17 protein-coding genes are annotated in these 20,052 nt (G+C 40.0%); 6 read left to right on the top strand and 11 right to left on the bottom strand.

Going from position 1 to position 20,052, the window contains the following annotated elements; translation table 11 throughout:
* The first annotated feature begins 114 nt into the window (after positions 1–114).
* The gene (locus IGK61_RS03700) at positions 115–702 is read left to right on the top strand and encodes a hypothetical protein (protein ID WP_438844691.1); all 588 of its coding nucleotides are present in this window, start codon (positions 115–117) and stop codon (positions 700–702) included.
* Between the two features lie 509 nt (positions 703–1,211).
* Entirely contained in the window at positions 1,212–2,639 is a 1,428-nt protein-coding gene (locus IGK61_RS03695; RefSeq protein WP_005225272.1) for an APC family permease, read from the top strand.
* A 115-nt stretch (positions 2,640–2,754) separates the two neighbouring features.
* Here IGK61_RS03695 and IGK61_RS03690 read toward each other — a convergent pair whose 3' ends face one another.
* From IGK61_RS03690 to IGK61_RS03670, 5 genes are all read right to left on the bottom strand, one after another.
* Positions 2,755–3,393, bottom strand: coding sequence for a TetR family transcriptional regulator (locus IGK61_RS03690; RefSeq protein WP_074536389.1), 639 nt, complete (start codon positions 3,391–3,393; stop codon positions 2,755–2,757).
* A 47-nt stretch (positions 3,394–3,440) separates the two neighbouring features.
* Positions 3,441–4,142: an ABC transporter ATP-binding protein gene (locus IGK61_RS03685; RefSeq protein WP_074536388.1), complete on the bottom strand. Its 702-nt coding sequence runs from the start codon at positions 4,140–4,142 to the stop codon at positions 3,441–3,443.
* A gap of 5 nt (positions 4,143–4,147) precedes the next feature.
* Positions 4,148–5,224 (bottom strand): ABC transporter permease, encoded by a 1,077-nt coding sequence (locus IGK61_RS03680; protein ID WP_074536387.1) that lies wholly within the window; start codon positions 5,222–5,224, stop codon positions 4,148–4,150.
* Between the two features lie 319 nt (positions 5,225–5,543).
* A complete protein-coding gene (locus tag IGK61_RS03675) occupies positions 5,544–6,503 on the bottom strand; it encodes an L-lactate dehydrogenase (protein WP_074536386.1) in 960 nt (319 codons plus the stop codon).
* Between the two features lie 93 nt (positions 6,504–6,596).
* Complete coding sequence (locus tag IGK61_RS03670; RefSeq protein WP_074536385.1) at positions 6,597–7,565, bottom strand: TDT family transporter; 969 nt, start codon at positions 7,563–7,565, stop codon at positions 6,597–6,599.
* Between the two features lie 150 nt (positions 7,566–7,715).
* On the opposite strand from IGK61_RS03670, the gene IGK61_RS03665 reads away from it, so the two are divergent.
* Positions 7,716–8,543 (top strand): LysR family transcriptional regulator, encoded by an 828-nt coding sequence (locus IGK61_RS03665; RefSeq protein WP_074536384.1) that lies wholly within the window; start codon positions 7,716–7,718, stop codon positions 8,541–8,543.
* 84 nt (positions 8,544–8,627) lie between these two features.
* On the opposite strand, the gene IGK61_RS03660 is transcribed toward IGK61_RS03665, so the two are convergent.
* Positions 8,628–9,056 (bottom strand): GNAT family N-acetyltransferase, encoded by a 429-nt coding sequence (locus IGK61_RS03660; protein WP_074536383.1) that lies wholly within the window; start codon positions 9,054–9,056, stop codon positions 8,628–8,630.
* A 208-nt stretch (positions 9,057–9,264) separates the two neighbouring features.
* Entirely contained in the window at positions 9,265–9,981 is a 717-nt protein-coding gene (locus IGK61_RS03655; protein WP_074536382.1) for a GntR family transcriptional regulator, read from the bottom strand.
* 148 nt (positions 9,982–10,129) lie between these two features.
* Between IGK61_RS03655 and IGK61_RS03650 the strand changes: the two genes are divergently transcribed.
* Together IGK61_RS03650 and IGK61_RS03645 are read left to right on the top strand one after the other, a co-directional pair.
* Positions 10,130–11,539 (top strand): PTS transporter subunit EIIC, encoded by a 1,410-nt coding sequence (locus IGK61_RS03650; RefSeq protein ID WP_438844690.1) that lies wholly within the window; start codon positions 10,130–10,132, stop codon positions 11,537–11,539.
* A gap of 11 nt (positions 11,540–11,550) precedes the next feature.
* Positions 11,551–12,642 carry an SGNH/GDSL hydrolase family protein gene (locus tag IGK61_RS03645; RefSeq protein WP_254777461.1) on the top strand — a complete coding sequence of 364 codons (1,092 nt, stop codon included), beginning with the start codon at positions 11,551–11,553 and terminating at the stop codon, positions 12,640–12,642.
* 158 nt (positions 12,643–12,800) lie between these two features.
* Here the strand turns inward: IGK61_RS03645 and mngB are convergent, their stop codons facing one another.
* From mngB to IGK61_RS03625, 4 genes are all read right to left on the bottom strand, one after another.
* Positions 12,801–15,476: a mannosylglycerate hydrolase gene (gene mngB / locus IGK61_RS03640; protein ID WP_074536379.1), complete on the bottom strand. Its 2,676-nt coding sequence runs from the start codon at positions 15,474–15,476 to the stop codon at positions 12,801–12,803.
* A gap of 263 nt (positions 15,477–15,739) precedes the next feature.
* Positions 15,740–16,840: a PTS fructose transporter subunit IIC gene (locus IGK61_RS03635; protein WP_074536378.1), complete on the bottom strand. Its 1,101-nt coding sequence runs from the start codon at positions 16,838–16,840 to the stop codon at positions 15,740–15,742.
* An 18-nt stretch (positions 16,841–16,858) separates the two neighbouring features.
* Positions 16,859–17,182 carry a PTS fructose transporter subunit IIB gene (locus tag IGK61_RS03630; RefSeq protein ID WP_005237427.1) on the bottom strand — a complete coding sequence of 108 codons (324 nt, stop codon included), beginning with the start codon at positions 17,180–17,182 and terminating at the stop codon, positions 16,859–16,861.
* On the bottom strand, positions 17,179–17,640 hold the full coding sequence (locus IGK61_RS03625) for a PTS sugar transporter subunit IIA (protein ID WP_005225261.1): 462 nt from the start codon (positions 17,638–17,640) through the stop codon (positions 17,179–17,181). Before IGK61_RS03625 ends, IGK61_RS03630 begins: the two co-directional genes overlap by 4 nt.
* 247 nt (positions 17,641–17,887) lie before the next feature.
* Between IGK61_RS03625 and IGK61_RS03620 the strand changes: the two genes are divergently transcribed.
* Positions 17,888–19,822 carry a BglG family transcription antiterminator gene (locus IGK61_RS03620; protein WP_074536377.1) on the top strand — a complete coding sequence of 645 codons (1,935 nt, stop codon included), beginning with the start codon at positions 17,888–17,890 and terminating at the stop codon, positions 19,820–19,822.
* Positions 19,823–20,052: the final 230 nt, after the last annotated feature.

Below are 20,052 nucleotides of genomic sequence, written 5' to 3'. Positions count from 1 at the left end.
ACATATTGTGCTTGTTTTTTATTATCATACTATATAATGTGTATTTCAATCTTGAATTTCATTATTTTCCATGTATAATGAGAATGATTATCAATTAGAAAGACGACGATTCTCATGCTTCCTCCCCAAACCAAGATATTTTCCATCCAAAGAATTTCTCATTTAGCACTGATCACTGCGGCTTGTATCGTTGGACGGTTAGTTTTTGTCTTTATCCCTAACATTCAGCCTATGAGTGCCCTTTTATTTTTAGTGGCTTTTTCTTACCGTTTATCTGATGCGTTGATGATTGCCTTATTAAGTTTGCTCGGAACAAATATCTATCTAGGCATGGGTCCCTGGACGATCAGTCAATTTGCTGCACTTACTATCACCATCATTCTTTTTCATCAGTTTGGAAAAATACCGATCATCAAGAAAAACCGCTTATTGCAAGCTTTCTTTGCCTTTCTTTGCGGACTTCTTTATGGCTTGATCGTTTCGTTGATGGAAGTTTGGCTTTATCAGTTTCCTTCGTTTCTTGCCTATTACCTTCAAGGACTACTGTTCGATTTCTTCCATGCCAGCGGAAACTTCGTCTTTTATCTGCTTTTATGGCCAGTATTTGAGCGAATAACACCCACCTCCTATAAATTGGCGAAAAAAACGAGTAATTTCGATGGAACGAAGCATTCGGCTAACTTTGTTTTCGTGTTTCTTTGAAAGAATGTTCGCGTAAAATTTTTAAAAAAAAACAAAAAAACTACGACTACTCTCCTGTTTCCTTTGCTTAAAAATCTATCCAAAAAGCACCAGTGAAAAGCCTTTCGAAAGGGTTTCTTCCATCTTTATACGTCCATTCATTTAAATGAAATGATCCCTCTTTCATCCATGCCCTTGACCGAATGTAGTTGGATTTCTTTCAGATTATTAATGAATGATGATGTTTGCTTTTGCTATCATCAGAAATTTATTATTTTTTTTAAATAACAATTTAATTTTTCTTGACCAAAAGAATTCAGAGGTTTATCCTAGCTATGGAAAATCAACGACTGGATAAAAAAGAAGCAAGTGAAATTTTTTATTCAATTTGACCTTTGACATTTGTGAAAAAATGCATAAGAAACTTGATCGTGATCAAGCGCTTATGGAAAGAAATTTTTTTCTCACTAAATTTCAAAAAACGCTCTATTTTAATCAGTCAGAAAAATCATTTTAAGAAGGAGAAAGCGATGAATGAGAAACAATTACGCTGGTATAATATTGCACTGATGGCGTTCGTCTCTGTTTGGGGACTGGGAAATGTTGTAAACAACTACGCTCAACAAGGATTGACTGTTGTTGTTTCGTGGCTATTAATTATGGCTCTTTATTTTGTACCCTATGCATTAAGTGTTGGTCAGTTAGGATCGACCTTCAAAGAGTCAAGTGGTGGGGTTTCCTCATGGATCAAAGAAACCTCAACAAAGCGGTTGGCTTTTTTTGCTGCTTGGACTTATTGGGTCGTTCACGTGCCTTATTTGGCACAAAAACCCCAAGGAATCTTAGTATCATTGAGTTGGTTATTTAAAGGAAATGGTACATTTGTATCAACGATGGGCTCCATGGAAGTCTCGTTGATTTGTTTAGCTATTTTTCTATTCTTTTTATGGATTGCCTCTAAAGGATTGACGACCTTAAAAATGATTGGGAACATCGCCGGAACAGCCATGTTCGTGATGTCGATTCTTTTTATTCTTTTAGCAGTCACAGCTCCAGCAATGACTGGTGCTGAAATTGCTACACCAAACATGTCATCTGTTTCAACCTATATCCCTAAATTTGATTTTACCTATTTAACCACGATCTCGATGCTGGTATTTGCGGTAGGTGGCTGTGAAAAAATCTCGCCTTACGTAAATAACACAAAAAATCCTGCCAAAGAATTTCCAAAAGGCATGATCTTTTTAGCCGGTATGGTGGCGTTATGTGCCTTGCTCGGCTCGATTGCTATGGGGATGCTTTTTGATGCCAATCATATTCCAGAAGATTTGATGGTCAACGGCGCTTATGAAGCCTTTCAACGACTAGGAAACTTCTACGGTATCGGCAATTTCTTTGTCATTCTTTATTCCATCGCCAATGCGTTAGCGCAAATTTCTGCGTTGGCATTTTCAATTGATGCCCCATTGAAAATATTATTGTCTGATGCTGATTCAGAATTTGTACCAAATGGCTTAGCAAAACTAAACAAAAAAGGAACACCAGTAAATGGGTATATTATGACTGGTATCCTAGTCAGCATTTTGATCATCATTCCAGCACTAGGAATCGGCAATATGACCGAACTGTATCGTTGGTTGCTAAACTTGAATTCAGTTGTCATGCCATTGCGTTACTTATGGGTCTTCTTAGCCTTTATGCTAGTCAACAAACACGCCAATCGCTTTACTTCCGATTATAAATTCGTGAAAAACACCAAGGTTGGCTTTGGGATCGGCTTATGGTGCTTCTTGTTCACGGCCTTTGCCTGCATTTTAGGGATGGTTCCTAAACTTGATTATGCGGCAGATCCGCAAGCTTGGTTCTTCCAATTGGCCTTAAATATCATTACGCCAATCGCCTTTCTTTTGATTGGCTTGATCTTGCCGATCATTGCGAAACGTGTAAATAAAAAATAATCATTCCCTCAAAAAAGAGGTGCCCGACAACTATTTCAGTTGTCGGGCACCTCTTTCTTTGTAAATGAACTTCTCCGCCGTGCGAGGCATTTGCTCCATCCTCTTGCCGAAGCATTCATTCTTCTTCATTGTCCTCATTGTTGTCCTCTTTGATTCCATACTTGATCCATTGCACCTTATAGCGAAAATCTTTGATCAGCTCTTTTGCGGTCCATTCATTCGAAATAAAATCTGTCAGACTATCCATCACGACCGCCATAATAAAGTAAAGGAAACTGACGGCTTCTTGCGTATCATGGATCGTGAAGCGATTTTCTTCCAACAGCTCCAACCATTGGCGAATCATGGGCGAATCGTCAGGGATCGCATCGCGCTTCGTCCAGGCATTGCTTTGGGTACATAAGTGGATCATTTTCCAATGATCATCTTCAGGTGACCATTGACTGCACCAAGCCAAGTATTCTTCGATCCCTTTGAAAAAATCATTTTTGTTGCGATTGATAAACGTAAAAATCGCAGAATGGATTTGGTTTGAATAGTCGGCGATCGCATAGTCATAGGCATCTTCTAAGTTTTGAAAGTACTTGTAAAACGCCCCTCTAGAAATGTGCGACTTTTCGACGATGGCAGAGACCTTGACTTGACTGATGTGCTTGCTGAAGAATTCTTCTAAAAGCACGGCATCGATTTTTTCTTTTTTCTCTTGTTTTAAATGAAAAAATGTTGTACTTGGCAAGGGATTCTCCTCCATCATTCGCAATCTACTCCCTCTATTATAAACAAATCCCTCTACTTTTCCACTCAGACTTGTGCAGTTTCTCTTGACGGGGCGTTTTGTTCGATCAGATTGCCATCTTCCATTCGGAAAATGCGATCACTCCATTGGATCATTCGCTCGTCGTGAGTGACCATGACTGTCGCTTTCTTTTTCTCATGCGCTTCTTTCACCAATAACTTCACCACTTCATACGCATGATCGGTGTCTAAGCTGGCAGTTGGTTCATCCGCCAAAATCAAGCTTGGGTCATTAAACAACGCCCGGCCGATCGCCACTCGTTGACGTTCCCCACCAGATAAATCGCGGGGAAACTTGTCTTGAAGATCGAGAATATCTAATGAAGCAAGCAATTCATCAATCCGTTCCTTTTCCTTGGCTTTTCCTGTAACTTTGTCGACCAAATAAAATTGTTCCTTTACCGTTAGAAAAGGGATCAAATTCGAGCTTTGCAAGATAAACCCAATCTCTTTAAAACGCAACTTCCCTCGTTGCTTTTCATTTAATTGGGAAAAGTTCACCTGGTTGATGATGATCTCTCCGGTTGTTGGATTTTGTAAGCCGCCAGCGATGGTCAAAAAGGTACTTTTTCCTGAACCAGAAGGACCGATGATACTGACAAACTCCCCTTCTTGAACATGAAAATTCAGTCCTTTTAATGCCGTTACTTCGGTATGCTGCTTGCCAAATTTTTTTATAATATCCTTCATTACTAAAATGTCTTTCATCTTTGTTACCCTCCTATTGCCGTGATTGGATCGACTTTTGTGACCGTCCGAATGGAGAATAAGCCGCCTAGAACTGCCACGAGAATCAAGATGCCGCTATAAAGCAGCCATTGCTTGAATTCAAAGAAAAATGGCATGGCATCTGGTAAAAACAAACTGGTGCCGTATGCCGCCGCAAAGGCTAGGGCTACCCCGATCACACCGACCATAAATGCTTGCGCAATAATTGATTTAGCAATAAAGCTGGTCCGAATCCCTTGGGCTTTCATCACACCAAAAATCGCCGTTTTTTGTAGGGTGATCACATACATGAAAATCCCCACGATTGCCGTTGCAACAACAAATAAGAAGTAGATCATGGCATTTAAGGTCAAGTTTTGGGCAGAAAATCCGGGAAGCTTTTCAATAAAGTCTTCCGTTGCCAAGACTTTGAGCTGGGTTCCTCCTTGGTTATCGACTTTCGGATCACTTGATTTGGTCACAATGATATTGATGGGCTGCTCCTTATCAGATGGAAATGGTTGATTAGCAAACTTCATTTTCGTCCAAGTATCGAGGGAAGTATAAATCACTGGTGACACCGTATAAGACGTTTCTGGGGTGATCCCAACGACTTTGAAGGTTTCATCTGAACGCCCGATTTTCACTTGATCCCCGACCTTGATACCTTCTTCTGCTAAGTTTTCTGAAATCGTAATCTCATTTTCTTTTGAAAACAGCTTGCCCTCTAAGGCTTCTGGTAACAAGAACGCATCGTCTTGTGTACCAAAAACAGTCACATTGACTTGTTCATCGTTGACCGTGATGACACTGCTGTATAAACCAATCGGGGCTTTTTGGGTCCCTTCTACACGGTCTAGATCCCCTCTCGTCAATTGCGAAGCCGCAAATGTGTCATTCGCATCTTCTAATAAAACGATTGCGGATGAATCCCAGTCGACGATGGCCTTTTTAAAATCCCAGTTAAGTCCGGTAGCTAAGCCAGACAATATAAAAACAACATAGGCGATCAAAAACATGATTCCTACGATCAGCCCATATCTTAATTTTGAATAACGCATTTCTTTTATAGCCAGAAACATTGCTCTTTCCTCCTGTTTTCCAAATGTTGACAAAGTGTCACTTCTTGAAGAATACCACACAAAGTGACACTTTGTCACTTTTTACAACTCGGAAAGTTTGTAAGGTTGATCGATCATTCTTTTTCTGTCATTCACTGAGGATGTTTTTTTTTAAAGGAGTGAAAAAAAAGAGAGTTGAATACTGTGTGTTTCGCGTAAAATACGCCATTTCCTTTTAACATTCTTTGCTAGATGTAAAAAAAGCATGGTCGACCGTAAATAGTCGAACCATGCTTTGGCAAAAACGAACACGAGGATTTCATTAATGGTGTTCTAGAGATCAGCTGACTTTGCTTTGTCCAATTGTGGAAATTACTGCTCGTAACTGATGACACGAAGTATCAAACTGCCGTTTTTCCTCAGGAGTAAGCGTCAATTCAATAATTTCGCGGACGCCGTTTTGGTCCACGACTGCAGGAACACCTGTGAATAAATCGTTGATGCCATATTCCCCATCAAGGTAAGAAGACACCGGTAGAATCGCTTGCTCATCATTTAAGATCGCTCGAACGATTCTTGCGACACTCATCCCTATCCCGTAAAAAGTTGCTTGTTTTCGATCGATGATTTCATAGGCAGCATTTTTTACTCGTTCAGAAAGAACCGCTAGATCGGCAACGGTCAAACGATCCTTTTGCTTGATCAATTCTACGATCGGTTTCCCCCCGATCGTTGTATGGGACCAGACAGCGACTTCCGAATCACCGTGTTCCCCAATGATATATCCATGAATATTCCGTGGATCGATGGCTAATTTTGCCGCCACTTCTTTTCGAAGTCTCGTAGTATCGAGGGTCGTTCCCGTACCAACGACACGATTGGCTGGCAACCCGGACACGCGCCATGCTTGATAAGTTAAAACATCGACTGGGTTTGAAGCGATGACAAGCACGCCATCAAAGCCTGAAGCCATCACTTGTTTTGTGACGCTTGCCATAATTTCGGCGTTCACATCGATCAATTCAAGCCGTGTTTGTCCTGGCTTTTGGTTGACCCCTGCGGTAATAACCACGATGTCAGCATCTTTACATTCCGAGTACTCTCCAGCCCAAACTTTGATGTTTTCTTGCCCCCATGACATACCGTCTAACAAATCGAGGGCTTCTCCTTCTGCTTTGTCCCGATTGACATCGATCAAGACCAATTCATTGATCAGTCCTTGATTGATCATGGAATACGCAATGCTCGTTCCAACGAAACCTGTTCCGACAACGACAACTTTTCTGCTTGTACTTTTCATGTGCGATCCCTTCCTTTTCTTTTCAAATACTTGTGCTATTGTTTTGCGTATAGTACGCATTTTCTCAAAAAATGGATGATCTCTTGTGCTTCCTTAGTAACTATGACCGGCAATCAGCGCTTTGGTTTGCTGATACAAATGAACAGCATATTTTCCTAACACATAGCTGACAACAATCACGGCAAAGCTTGTTTCAATAATCGTTAAGGCTTGTAGAAACCCAAATATCAATGGGTGATTCGCAAAAAACAGCGCTGATTTGAACATAGCCGTCGCTGAAATCACAAGAGGAAACGTAAATGCCGCATAGCTGGGGTAAAACCCGACTGCCAGCATGTTTTTCATATAAGCGACGACACAGAAATAAATCGTTTGTGACAATAACAGCATAAAGGCGACAAACCAAGCAGAGCCTTGTTCAAATACGGAAAGGTAACCTGCTAAGCAAAGAGAACCTGGTGCTGTTAAAATCGTGATCAATGGAACTGCCGCCCGTTCCGTCAGCTTTTGATGGACGATTCGCTTTAAAATAATCGGCAAAAGCGCAAAATACAATACCAATGCGATCCAGACGATCACTTCCCCTAGCTCTTTAAAAAAGACAGCAGAAGTATTGGGAATTACGCCAATCCCGACGAAGGTAATAAACCAGCTTGGATAAATGTATTCCAGCGAAAGGTCGACAGGCAAAATATGCACGACAACAAAATAGATCATTAAAGCAAAATGTAAGCCGATAGCCCCCCACCAGAGCAGATCATTCACCACTGCATTGGGAATGACCCGTTCAAAAACAGTGGAAATCACCATCAGCGCCATCGTAAAGGTCGGCGCCACCGAAGCAACGATTGGGTTTTTCAACTCTGACATCGTGTGCTTAAATGTAAAGCATACTTTCAGAAGGAAGAGCCCCATGATGAAAATACCAAGGGTGCAAAACCCATTTCCAACCGTCTCCATTCCTTCTGAATACAATAAATTCCCCAAAGACACAGTGCCTAAAATCAAGCCGCAAATCGGGATTGGCAATGAATGTAAAAAATGCTGGATCGATGTTTTCATCAACTCATCCTTTCTGAATGTATGAAAATTTCAATTAAATTTGCTTTCTTTTTTCTCTACACTTATACTATAATCACCTGATAACTATTTGTAAAATTGTACTTTTAAATACTAATTATAAATTTTATTAATAATAAAGGAGTCCGCAAAATGATTGAATTGCTCAAAACCTTCATTGTTGTTTATGAAACGAGAAACTTTAGTCTTGCCGCCAAACAGCTCTATAAAACTCAGCCAACGATCTCCTTGCAAATCCAACGATTAGAGGCGGAACTTGGCTTCAAACTTTTTGAACGTAAAGGAAAACAATTGATTTTACCCACTAGCCAAGCGGAGTTTTTGTATCCTCGTGTGGTCGAGTCCCTCCGCTCATTGTCCACTATTTTTTCGCAAGCCAAAGACACCAAAAATTTTAAAACAGCGTGTGTGCTCGCTTGTTCAAATACCACCGCCGTTTACTTACTGCCCAGCATCATGGCACAGCTGATTGCAGAATTTCCAACGTTTGCCTTTGAAATCAAAATCATGAATTCGCAAGAAGTGATCGATGCCGTCGAATCAAACAAAGCCCATGTCGGCCTGATCGAAAAATCAATCGTTTCACCATTGATCCAAAAAGAATTCGTTTATCGCGATGAATTGGTGTTAGCAGGCAACCTCGCTTCTGATTTTTGGGTCTTGCGAGAAAACGACTCGGGGATGTATTACATTAACGAAACCTATCTGTACGCCCAGCATCTGCATCCGCAAATCATCAAAGCCAATAACAGTGAAGTGATTTTGTCCCTATTAAAACAAAACATCGGCAAATCGATCATTTCGAAACTTTCATTACCAGAAGACTTGCCCTGGCAGGAACTTGATCCAGAGTACCGCTATCGTGATCTTTTTATCATTCAGAATCGTCAGCGTGTGACGCCGGAAACCGGAGAGGTTTATGAGGAGATTAAACGGCTGTTGTTGGCATTGATTCCATAAATATTAGTCTTTTGAACCAATTAAAGTGAATACAAAAAAAGACGCTGGAGTGTCGTTTGTCACTCCTCCAGCGTCTTCGTATTTTTATAGTTCCTTGATAAACCGTTTCTGTTCATGACTGCTATGATAGCCATGGTTTTCATAAAACCTGTGAGCAGCTTGGCGTTTAACATTCGAATTTAATCGAATGCCTTGCATTCCTCGCTGTCGGGCTTCTTCTTCAATTGCCGACAGTAGTTTCCCGCCAACGCCTTGCTTTTGCACTTGATCATCCACTACCAAACCTAAGACATTAAAAAATTGCCCAGCAGAATAAATTGTTGAATACGGCTGTGCTTCAATCATCCCAACTGCTTTACCCTTTATTTCGGCAACAAGCAAGAGATGATCCTCCTCAGTAAAGATTCTCTTTAGACCTTCGATCAATACTTCTTCTTCAATCGGATAGCCTAGTACTTTCGACAAATGAGCTAGTTCTTTATGATCAGACAATGCTGCGGCTCTAATTTTCATGATATTCTCCTGTCTTTTGCTTTTGGTTCGGTCATTTCTTTAGAAAGTTTAATTTCATTTTCAACTTGGAAAAATGGTAAGTAGTCGCTTTGTGCAACCACAATAGAAAACGGAAATATACAGACAGTATACTAGCGATCACCTTATTGTTTTCACTATCTTTTTCCCGCTTGCTAAATTCCTTCAAGTTATTTTGCTAAATCAATATTTACGTCTGATCAAATGAAATGAGTGCGTATTCGTTAGGTATATACCTGATTGTCGTATATTCGAATAATTTTCCCATATCATTATAGACCGCATTTTCCAGTATCCCCACACAATTATTTTTTCCCAAAGCTAATTCTTTAAAGTCAGAATCTTTTGCAGACTCAACTTTCATAATGGATTTTGATGCAGCGATTTTAAAATCTAAGTTTTGTCTGATATGGTCGTAGATTGATCCGGCTATGATTTTCTCATTAAGTCCCTTAACAATACTTTTTTTGAAATAACTCGTATCTGACATCATCGCTTTCCCATCAATGATTCGTAATCGTTTCACAAGGTATACTCTTTCACCAACCGGAAATGAAATTTTTTTTGCTAATGAATCATCAACAGTCAACTCGCGAAATTCTTGCACAATTGTTTTTTTTTCGACTTCAGTGTCTGCGGATAGTGCCTTCAATCCTTGAAAATTTCCTACCTTGAAAGACTTCTTGTCAATCTCGATTCTTTCAAGAATAACTACCCCTCTTCCTTTCACACTATAAACCAATCCATCTTCATTAAGCAGTTGAATCGCTCTGCGAACTGTATTTCTACTAGTACCAAATCGCTCAATTAACGCCATTTCGGTCGGTAAAACCATTGTATCGTTATAGAGTCCCTCATTAATTTCATTTTTCAAAGTGTCATATATATCCCGAAACTTATTCACCATAGTTCCACCTCACTCTTTCAGTTAATTATAGCATGATATCCTTCTACCTATACAAAAAACTTAAATCTGTTTAAACAAATGCTTGATTATTTGTTTAAACAAATTTAAAATGAGCGTAACCGGTTAAAAGAAATGAGGAGGTTTTATTATGAGTGACAAACAGTTAGCGGAGTACATGATTGAGTACGTTGGTGGAAAAAATAATATCAAAAATGTGATCCACTGCATTACACGTGTTCGTTTCTATCTAGTGGACAAAGAGAAAGCCGATACAAATAAGATAAAAGAGTTGGATGGTGTAATGGGCGTCGTAGAAGCTCAAGGACAATATCAGGTGGTTGTTGGAAACAAAGTAAATGCTATTTACGAGGAAGTAATGCACCAGTTAAACAATGATCAAGTCTTTGATTCTATAGAGGGAGTGGTGGAAAATGATTCCAATAGTGATTTTCTTCAGCTATTTCGAAATGGCTTCAATCAGTTTATTGGCATAATTACAGGTTCAATTATGCCCGTCATCGGTCTTCTTGCAGGAGCTGGAATAATCAAAGGATTACAAGCTTCGTTGGTGACGTTTGGTTTATTGCAAGATAGTTCGCAAGCTTATCTATTGATTAGCACGATTGCAGATGGCATTTTTTATTTTTTGCCTGTCATCTTAGGTTTTACTACGGCTCAAAAATTAAAGGTGAATCCTATTGTTCTGGCAGTCGTGGGTGCGATACTCATTCACCCAAATATAGTCACTATTGCTTCAAGTACAGCTGCGAAGGTCGCTATTTTTGGCGTAAAATTTCCCATTATGAATTATACAGCTTCGGTTTTCCCTATTCTGGTCGCTGCTTGGTTAGCAACGTATGTTGAAAAGTTTTTAAAGAAAATTGTTCCTCTCGTGATTTCTTCCATTGTGTCACCAATCGTTGAAGTTCTGGTACTAAGTTTAGCCGTTCTTCTTATCATCGGACCAATCATAACGATTATTAGTGATGGGCTAGCATTCGGAATTAGTACCATTTTTGACTTTAACACAATTATTGGCGGAGCAGTCTATTGCGCACTTTTTCCAGTCTTAGTGGTCTTCGGCATGCATTGGCCATTGATTCCGATCATCGTCAACGATTTAACTGTTAACGGATTTAGTATGATGAATGCCTTCTCGTCTGTATTGATGATGGGTATTGCGGGTGCAACGTGCTCAATCGCATTGAAAACAAAAAAAGCTCAACTAAAACAAGTTGCCTTTGCTGCCACTCTTTCACAAATATGCGGTGTTGGCGAACCTGCAATCTATGGTATTCTACTAAAATACAAAAAAGTCTTCTATCTCGTGACCCTTTCAAATATTTTTGGTGGTGCTCTAGCAGGTTTCCTTCACTTGGTCAACTATGGATTCGCAGGTGGGGTTATAGGATTTGCCTCTTTTATCAACCCGGTTGCAGGGATCGATAAAAACTTCTATGCTTATCTACTCTCTCATATAGGAACATTTTTGCTATCCTTTCTTTTGACTTGGCTTTTTGGTTTCAATGATAAAATGAAAGCTGCAGATGAACTGTAAGGTGATATATGATGAAAAAAATAATTTGGCATCAAGTATTTTCTAATTACCAAGTACTAAACTTTTCTCCTAATGGACGTAAATTACGTTTGAGAATCAAGCAGCCGCTTTCTGGAAAACGATTAGCACTCGAACTTTGTAACCGCTATGATTCTTTTGATTTAAACGTAGAGTCGATAAAAATCAGTAGTGATCCGAGAACCCAACAATCTAGTGTTATTACCTTAGATAATCGACCACAATTCATTGTCCCAGCTGGGGCCACTTTATGGACAGATGACATTGATTTTTCAGTAACCAAAGGAGCCGATATTCTGATAGAAGCATTATTTTCTAACGAGATCAATCGAGTATCTTCCTCGGCAAACTTACTGTCTGATCAATTAGTCCGTTCGAATATAAGAGAAACCAATAACTTTATTTTTGGTATTACTTCAGTTGCTCTAGAAACGAAAGTTGATGCAAAAGTCATTGCTTTTTTCGGCGACTCTTTAACGAATCAAGGATATTTTAGTGATAATGTCATCGACAATCTAAATAAATGTGGTCTGGTTGCAACAAGCTTTAATGCTGGCATATCAGGTAACCGTCTGACATGTGCAGGTTCAGGGATTTCTCGTTGGAAAGACAGCTTTGGGGTTGCTGGGATAAACAGGTTCCAAGAAGATGTCGTGGATCAAAAGCCAGATATGATCGTTTCATTGATTGGGTTAAATGACTTATTTCATCCAGGAACGGGCTCTCCACTTTCAGAATTACCTACCAAAGAGGAGTTGATCAAACACTACAAAGTTCTAATAAGTCTGGCAAAAAAAGCCGAAATTCCGTTTGTTCCTCTCACGCTTCCCCCTTTTAACTATTCTTACAACCAAGGAAAGCCGAGTTGGACCGAGGAAAAAGAAGCTATCCGAACTGCGTTTAATCAATGGTTAATGACGCAAGAAAATACGATCGATATCAATGATATGGTAAGAGATCCTTCTGATATAACAAGATTAGCTTCTGTATTTGATTCGGGGGATCATCTGCATTTTTCTCAAACTGGAGGGGAAATTTTAGGAAAAGCTGTGGCTGAGAAAATTCTTTACTTGTCATTGCTATGAATTGATAGACTCTCAATAAAAAAGACTGCTAAAAATAGTCGAAAATAAAACATACCTCCCGTACACATCTGGTTAAAATGTATACGGGAGGTTGACCTTTTCACTATGAATTTTCTTCAACTCTGCGTTTGACTATCCTTACTCTCGATCACTAGCAATTATTCTACATACAATGTCACAAATTTTGCGTGGCCTATTTTTTCAAGAGTGACTACATTCTTTTCCACAACAAGTGCTTCTTTTGTAGCTTCTTTTAAATCGACTGTTTCTACTACATTCACTGGATGATTGAATGTGATCGTCGCGTGTCCACATTCATCTAAAAGCCCATTGTATAGGCGAAAAATATAACCTGGACGATCTTCGGCTTTTTTCAATACACTCAGGGTCAGATTGCCATTGATCTCAAAAAGACTAAAGTTTGCCGGTAAGGTTGGTTCAACCGGTCCTAAAGTAAAAATCAAGCGGGAATTCAGGAATTCTGCGGTTTGATAAAGCGTGATCGGTGTTACTGCTTGTTTGGCACGTTGTGCAACATTTGCTTGATCAAATCCTTGAGCAAAGTAAGCAACAGAGAAATCAAAGTGCATCGTTTTGTGGCACTGTGCAGCTGGTGTCGCAATCACTGATTCTCCTGAAGCACGCCCTGGTCGATACAGTAGATTCTCTTTCCCCATGAAGCCATAGGTTCGGAAAATCGTTAGGCGAATCGTATTAAACGCTTTGCCCACGATCTCATATTCACGTACACCCTTGGGCATGACTGCTACGCCATGGGATGCATCGAATAAACCGACAAACGATTGACACGTTTCTATGGCGATCGGCTGCTCATTCCATTGCTCTTTATTAGCTTCCCAAAGAGCCATTTCTTTTTCAAACACAACAGGGCGCTGCAACGTACCAAACTGTTGGTCAGCCAGCGAAAATTTCGAGGCAATTCCGGTATCAAATAGCACACATACCCGATGACTATCCACTTGTTGGTTTTCAACCGTTAAGTTGAAATCAATTTGTTGCGATTGTTTTTTCAACACGATCGTCAATTGGATCGGTAGTGAAGCCGAGACCTTCTTTTCTGCACGTTCAGCTAAATCCTTCGGAACCCTCAGCGTGAATGCCACATCAATCTTTTGGTAGATTGCTGATTGCTGAATCGAGATCGTTGGTTGCGCATCAATTGATGAAATCACAAAATCTTTCACAGGTGGTGAATAATTGAATGAATCACCATCGTCGCCATTTTCTTCAATGATCCCTTGATTTTGATAAAGCACCTGATTGGTTTTATCTAGAATATCTAACGAGCCATTGCTATTGACAGTGATCTGATAGTACTCATTTTCGATCGTATTGGTTGTAATCTCCTGCAATGGTGCGCTTGTATCACCTTTTAAATCAATTGTCAGCTGGGTATACCCCATACTCGGCACGTCAGTCGTTTCTATGGCAATCTTTGCTTTATAGACTTTCTCCGGCAAATAGATCTCCTTGACTGGATCTAATATGTTCCCCTGATTCAACACATACTCCGTTTGGTCGGTAAGCTCTAAAATCGTATAAGGTAACGCCTGACCTGACTGGTCAAGGATCGCAAAATCTTTTTGCGGCAAATAAATCTCTGCTTCGATCACCCCATTACGTTTTGTGTCATAGGTATTGAAAAGCGTAAAAGTAATTTCTTTTGCTTGTGGGTTGTTGATTGCAGTAGAAATCTGTCGTAACGTCAATTCGACAAGATTCATAGAAATATCTCGCGCTTGCTTATAGCGCATATAGATATCTTCGTTGGTCGTATCAGAAACACAAGAACCAATCGAATCATGCGCCGCATTTTCAAACATTAACTTCCAAATCTCTATGACTGTTTCCACGGGGTACTCAAATCCTAATTGCATAGCCATGGTTAAGATAGGCTCCATGACATTGACTAAGTAATGTTGGATCTGAGTGTTCATCGCCTTCAAATCAGGACGTGAAGAAAAAATCGTTTTGTGGATTCGCATCAATTTGCCGTTGATCAGTTCACCAGCGATTTCTTCCAACTCAGGATGGCGTGCTTTGACCGCAGCAATGTATTTTTCAATCGTTGAAAATTGTAACTCATACTCATCCTGATACAATTGATTCATTCGATCAACTAATTCTGGAAGATTTTCTCTAACTGGTGCTTGGTCGAAACCATTTGGAAAATACACTTGATCCGTTGCACTGCGTCCCCAAGTTGTTTTAAACGGTTCTTGATGTAAAAACTCTGCTAATTCTGCTTCTCGTTCAGGAATGGCACCGCCAATGTAGTACCCACTTGGGATCTGGTAAACATTGACCACAGAACCATCTTCTCCACGCCATTTGTACTCTGTGTGTTTAACATCGTCATCACTGACACCGCGCCAAAACATCGTGTCAGTGATACCAAACTCACGATAGATTTGTGGCATACTAGCTGCTTGTCCGAAAGAATCTGGCACATAGCCGACATTCATGTAGGTTCCGAATGCTTCACAAATTTTCATGCCATATAACATATTTCGAACAATGCTTTCTCCCGAGATCACTAATTGATCGGTTTGTGTGTACCATGGGCCAATGATCAATTTCCCTTGTTGAACAAGTTGTTGAATCCTTTCTTTGTCCTGTGGGCGCCATTTCAAGTAATCATCTAACAGAGAAGCCTGTCCATCTAAAATGAAACTTTCATAAGGATCATCCTTTTCTAGTTGTTCAATGACGTTTTTTAGATCGTGCATCAAATAGATTTTCGAGCGACTCGTCGTAAAATACCATTCGCGATCCCAATGACTGTGGGGTACGACATGTACTGTTTTTTTCATTCAATCATTCCTCTCCCGTGATTAAAAAAGGCACGTAACGATGGGTGTCGTTCGTGCCTATTAATTTTTCTCAATTTTTTTACCATCTGGTACGCATAATTTGATCCTTACATAAATGCTTCGAATTTTGAAAATCGTTTCTCTTCAAATACTCTTGTTTTCTTCCCCAAGTCTTGTCCTTGTCAGATACCTTAAAGCGTTCTTGAAAAATCACCTGCTCGTGCCTTTTCTTTTGCTACTATTTAGCTAATCAGCCTTGTTGCTTAATTTTCAAAGCTCACTTCAATATCATCGAGGGCAATATCTTCTGTTTGTTCTTCTTGCTTATTGAAATTCACGAATAAAGGCGCGACAAAACCGATGAAGGCTGCTCCTGCAAATAGTCCAATCAAATACGCCCAACCGTTTCCAACAGTGAAGAAGCCGTAGATTCCCCCAACTGGCGGCATTTTGTCATACATTCCTAATGCGATCCCCAAACCAGAAGCGATTGCACCTCCCAACATGTTGATCGGCACAAGTCGTAATGGATTGACTAATGTAAAAGGAATTGCTCCTTCTGTGATTCCGATGAACCCCATAATAAAGTTATTACGCCCAGCATCCAGTAGCTCTTTGTTGAATCGATTTTTGTGGAACAAAGTTGCTAAGGCATATCCAAATGGTACCGCACAAATCGCAACGTTCACGATGATGGCTGGTAAATAGACCCCTTCCGCTAGTAACACATTTCCTGCCATCCAAGCAGCTTTGTTTACAGGTCCTCCTAAGTCAGAGCCAATCATTGCCCCCATGATGACTGCCAGTAAAATTTTGTTAACGTCATTTTCAATCATGGTTCGGATCCATTCAACCAAACTAGTATTGATCCACGCCAATGGCTCAGAGAGTAAGGCGCCCATGACGATTGCTACAGACAATGTAGCAATCAAGGGTAAAATTACCAGCGGCATCACCCCAGCAAACAACTCCGGTAATTTGATATGTTCTTTCGCCCACTTCACTAAGTATCCTGCTAAGAACCCAGCAATAACTGCCCCTAAAAACCCAGCATTGGTGCTAGAAGCGACTGCACCACCGATAAAGCCAGCACCTAGCGCAGCCTTATCTCCAACAGAATACGCGATAAAACCAGCCAAGACAGTATTGATCAAGCCGATTCCTGTCCACCCTACTTGTTCAATCAAATAAAGCGCATGTTTAAAGCCTTCCGTGTCAGCATAAGGATCTAAGCTTGTGATCCCCATACCAAGAGCAATCATTTTCGGAATGGCAACAACCAGTGAAGCACCAATAATCAATGGCAGTACAAAACTAATTCCACTCATCAAGTGGCCTTTTAAATCTGCTAGAACTCTTTTCATCATCCTTGCCTCTTTCCTTTAGTTTGCGTTTCTTTGTTCAACAGCAGCTACACATTTCTTCAGCACCGCTTCCGGTGCTTTGATACACGTATTGATATTTACTCGAATTTGTGGTTTTCCTTCAAACCGTTCCATCCCAACAACTTTTTGGTCAGTCGCTAAAAGCAAGAAATCTGCTTCTTTTGCTTCGGCTGCAGTGATCTCATTGACTTGCCCTAATGAGCCTTGCTGTTCGATCTTGACCTCATAGCCAAGTTTCGCACCAGCTTTTTCTAAAGCTTTTGCCGCCATCGGTGTATGTGCCAATCCAGCTGGACAGGCGGAAATTCCTACTATTTTCATACAATTTTCTCTCCCATCATTTCCTTTTTGATCAATTCTGCTAAATAAGCTTTGTCTTCTGATTGTTGAATCTGCTGGATGAATGTCTCTTCAAGCAATGCGGTTGCTAGGCGACTCAACATTTGCAGATGCACCGTTCCTTCATCTTTTTTAGGAACCATCAAAGCAAACACATTTTTGACTGCCGAATCATCGAAGGTTTCCCATTCGATGGCTTGCTCTAAACGAATAAACAAAACGGTCGGTTCCAAAACCGGTTCAGCTTTTGCATGTGGAATAGCAAAGCCTTCTTGTAAGCCGGTTGAATATTGTGCTTCCCGTTCAATGAATGCCGCACATGTATCTGCTGCATTGGTAACGATCCCTGATTCATAGGCATGATGCGCAATTACGTGAAACAGTTCTTCTTTTGATGTAACAGCCACATTCAAGAGAATATTTTTTTTCTGAAAATCCATCTCATCTGCTCCTTTCCCTTATTATGAAACCATTATCGTAATTCGTGTGGTTTATTTTCTGTACACGTTTAATTTACGGTTTCTAATTCACGATGTAAACACAACAAATTTCCAATTCAAGTGGCAATCATTAGTAAAGCGTTTTCCAAAATGATTGCCAACTCTTCTGGAAATTTTCGGTACTGGTGAAGCATTTCATTCTTATCCTTTCTATTGTATGATGAGAAAGAGCACGGAGGTGAAACAAGTGTCAAAACTTGCTTATCAACGATTAGATGATCTAATGGAAGTATTAACTAGACAAACGGCGCCGCTACCAATGAAGGAGTTAACAAAAAGCTTCTCGATTTCTGAGCGAACGGTTCGGACAGACATTGCAAATTTGAACGATTTGTTAACAAATGTGGGTGCCTCCATCAAGTTGATTCGAGGGCAGGGCTATTTGTTGTCTATTGGTTCAAAAGAACGATTTCATGACTGGTGGACTGAAAGTATGTCGACTACCGAGTCCTTTCTAAATACGAGTGAAGAACGACAAACCTATCTACTTTTCCTTTTATTTAAGAATGAAAACCCTTTATCCCTAGATGATTTTCTCGATCGATTATTTATTAGTAAAAACACCTTTTACTCATACTTAAAAACGGCTCGAGACAATTTAGCGACCTATCAATTAAAAATAGTAAATCGTCCAAATATTGGCTTTGAAGTCTTGGGTAACGAATTCGCCAAACGCCAAGCAATCAGTGATCTGTTGATTGAAAAAGATCTCCAAGAGTATTTGGTGGGCTTTACGGAAATGGAACTTGAGTTGTTTGATACGATTGATCTGACCCGCTTGCAAGAATTGTCATTAAATCATCTGGCGCCCTTAGACTTGTTAGACTCTGACTACTATCATAAAAACATTCTTTCTCATTTTGCTTTAGCAATCAGTCGCTTTATAGCTGGCCATCAGATCAACGAATTTCCCTTGCACGTGCCCGCGCTCAAAGAAGACGCCCAGAAAGTTGTTAGTCACTTCTTAGAAGAAATCGATCATGCATTTGATATACAATTGACTGCTGGAGAAAAACAATACTTCATTTACTATCTTGCGATGAATGCACCACGTTTAGTTGAAACAGGCGATGCAAGCGAGTCTTCCACGAAAACTGCGAAAGCCATTGTGGAAGAATTATTAACTGCGATCAAACAGACGTCAAACTATGCGTTAGAGACAGACAAGATGCTAATAGAAGATTTGACATCTCATATTGAGGGCTTTATCAACATGAATCTAATGGATGCACGCCGTAGCAATCCATTGCTGGCAACGATCAGAAAATCTTTTCCACAGGCTTATGATTTATGTTTGACTCATTTAGAAACGGTAAGCCTGAAACACGGTTTTTATTTTTCTCCTGATGAGATCGGCTATATTGCTTTGCACATCGCAGGTGCTATGGAAAGGAGTTCTATCAGAAATCATCATAAACATCGCGTCATCCTTGTTTGCGGAACGGGTCGAGCCATGAGTCGTATTATTGAAGCAAAAATTATCAAGCACTATCAAGAAACGATCGAAGTCGTTGATCGCTTTTCCTACGTCGAGCTACAACAATATGATCTTTCTTCGATTGATTTTGTGATCACAACCGTTCCATTAGAACAGTTCTCGGTTCCTTCTATTTATATCAACATGGCCAAGCTAGATAAAGAAATTGACAAAATCGAACCGTTTATTGAAACGCTCAGCGAAACAAAAGACGGCATCTATTCATTGTTTCATAAAGCATTTTTTCTTCATGAAAATCATGTAGATAAAGAAACCTTACTAAAAAAAATGGCGCAGCAATTGTATCAAAAAGATTTTGTGCCCCAAGATTTTTATGACAGTGTGAAAAAACGAGAAGCAATTAATCAGACCAATATTAACGAGTGGCTTGCTATCCCCCACCCCATGACATTGATGGCAAAACGCTCAGCCGTTTCAGTGGCGATCATTCCTGATGGCGTTGATTGGGGAAATGGTGATTTGGTTAAATTCGTCTTTCTCTTTGCGATTCAAAAAGACGAATATGAAGATACCGAAGAAATCTATAGTCTTTTATTAGAGTTGATGGATCGTGAAGATATTCAACAAGCAATCCTGCAAAAAAGTGACTATCACCACTTTTTGAGCTGTATAAAGCAATTATAAAAGGAGCTGGGGAATCCAGCTCCTTTTGTTGATTCTAACTTTTGTGAAATGCATGCAAGCAATGGTTAGTAAATGAAAATCTTAGCTGAAAAGGGAGAGTTTGACAATCCCACCCTTTTCAGCTAAGATTTTATTATTGTTACATTAATTCAATATCCAAACCACCACCGGGTGATAGAAGTGTTTGGTAAACTCATTAGGTCCTTGAAGAGTTTACTGGATGCTTGTTT

It is taken from the genome of Enterococcus sp. AZ063 (assembly GCF_051715045.1).
GTDB classification, from domain to species: Bacteria; Bacillota; Bacilli; order Lactobacillales; family Enterococcaceae; genus Enterococcus_D; species Enterococcus_D casseliflavus.
Note: the sequence above shows the minus strand (reverse complement) of the source record. Positions and strands in the feature narration are given on the sequence as shown.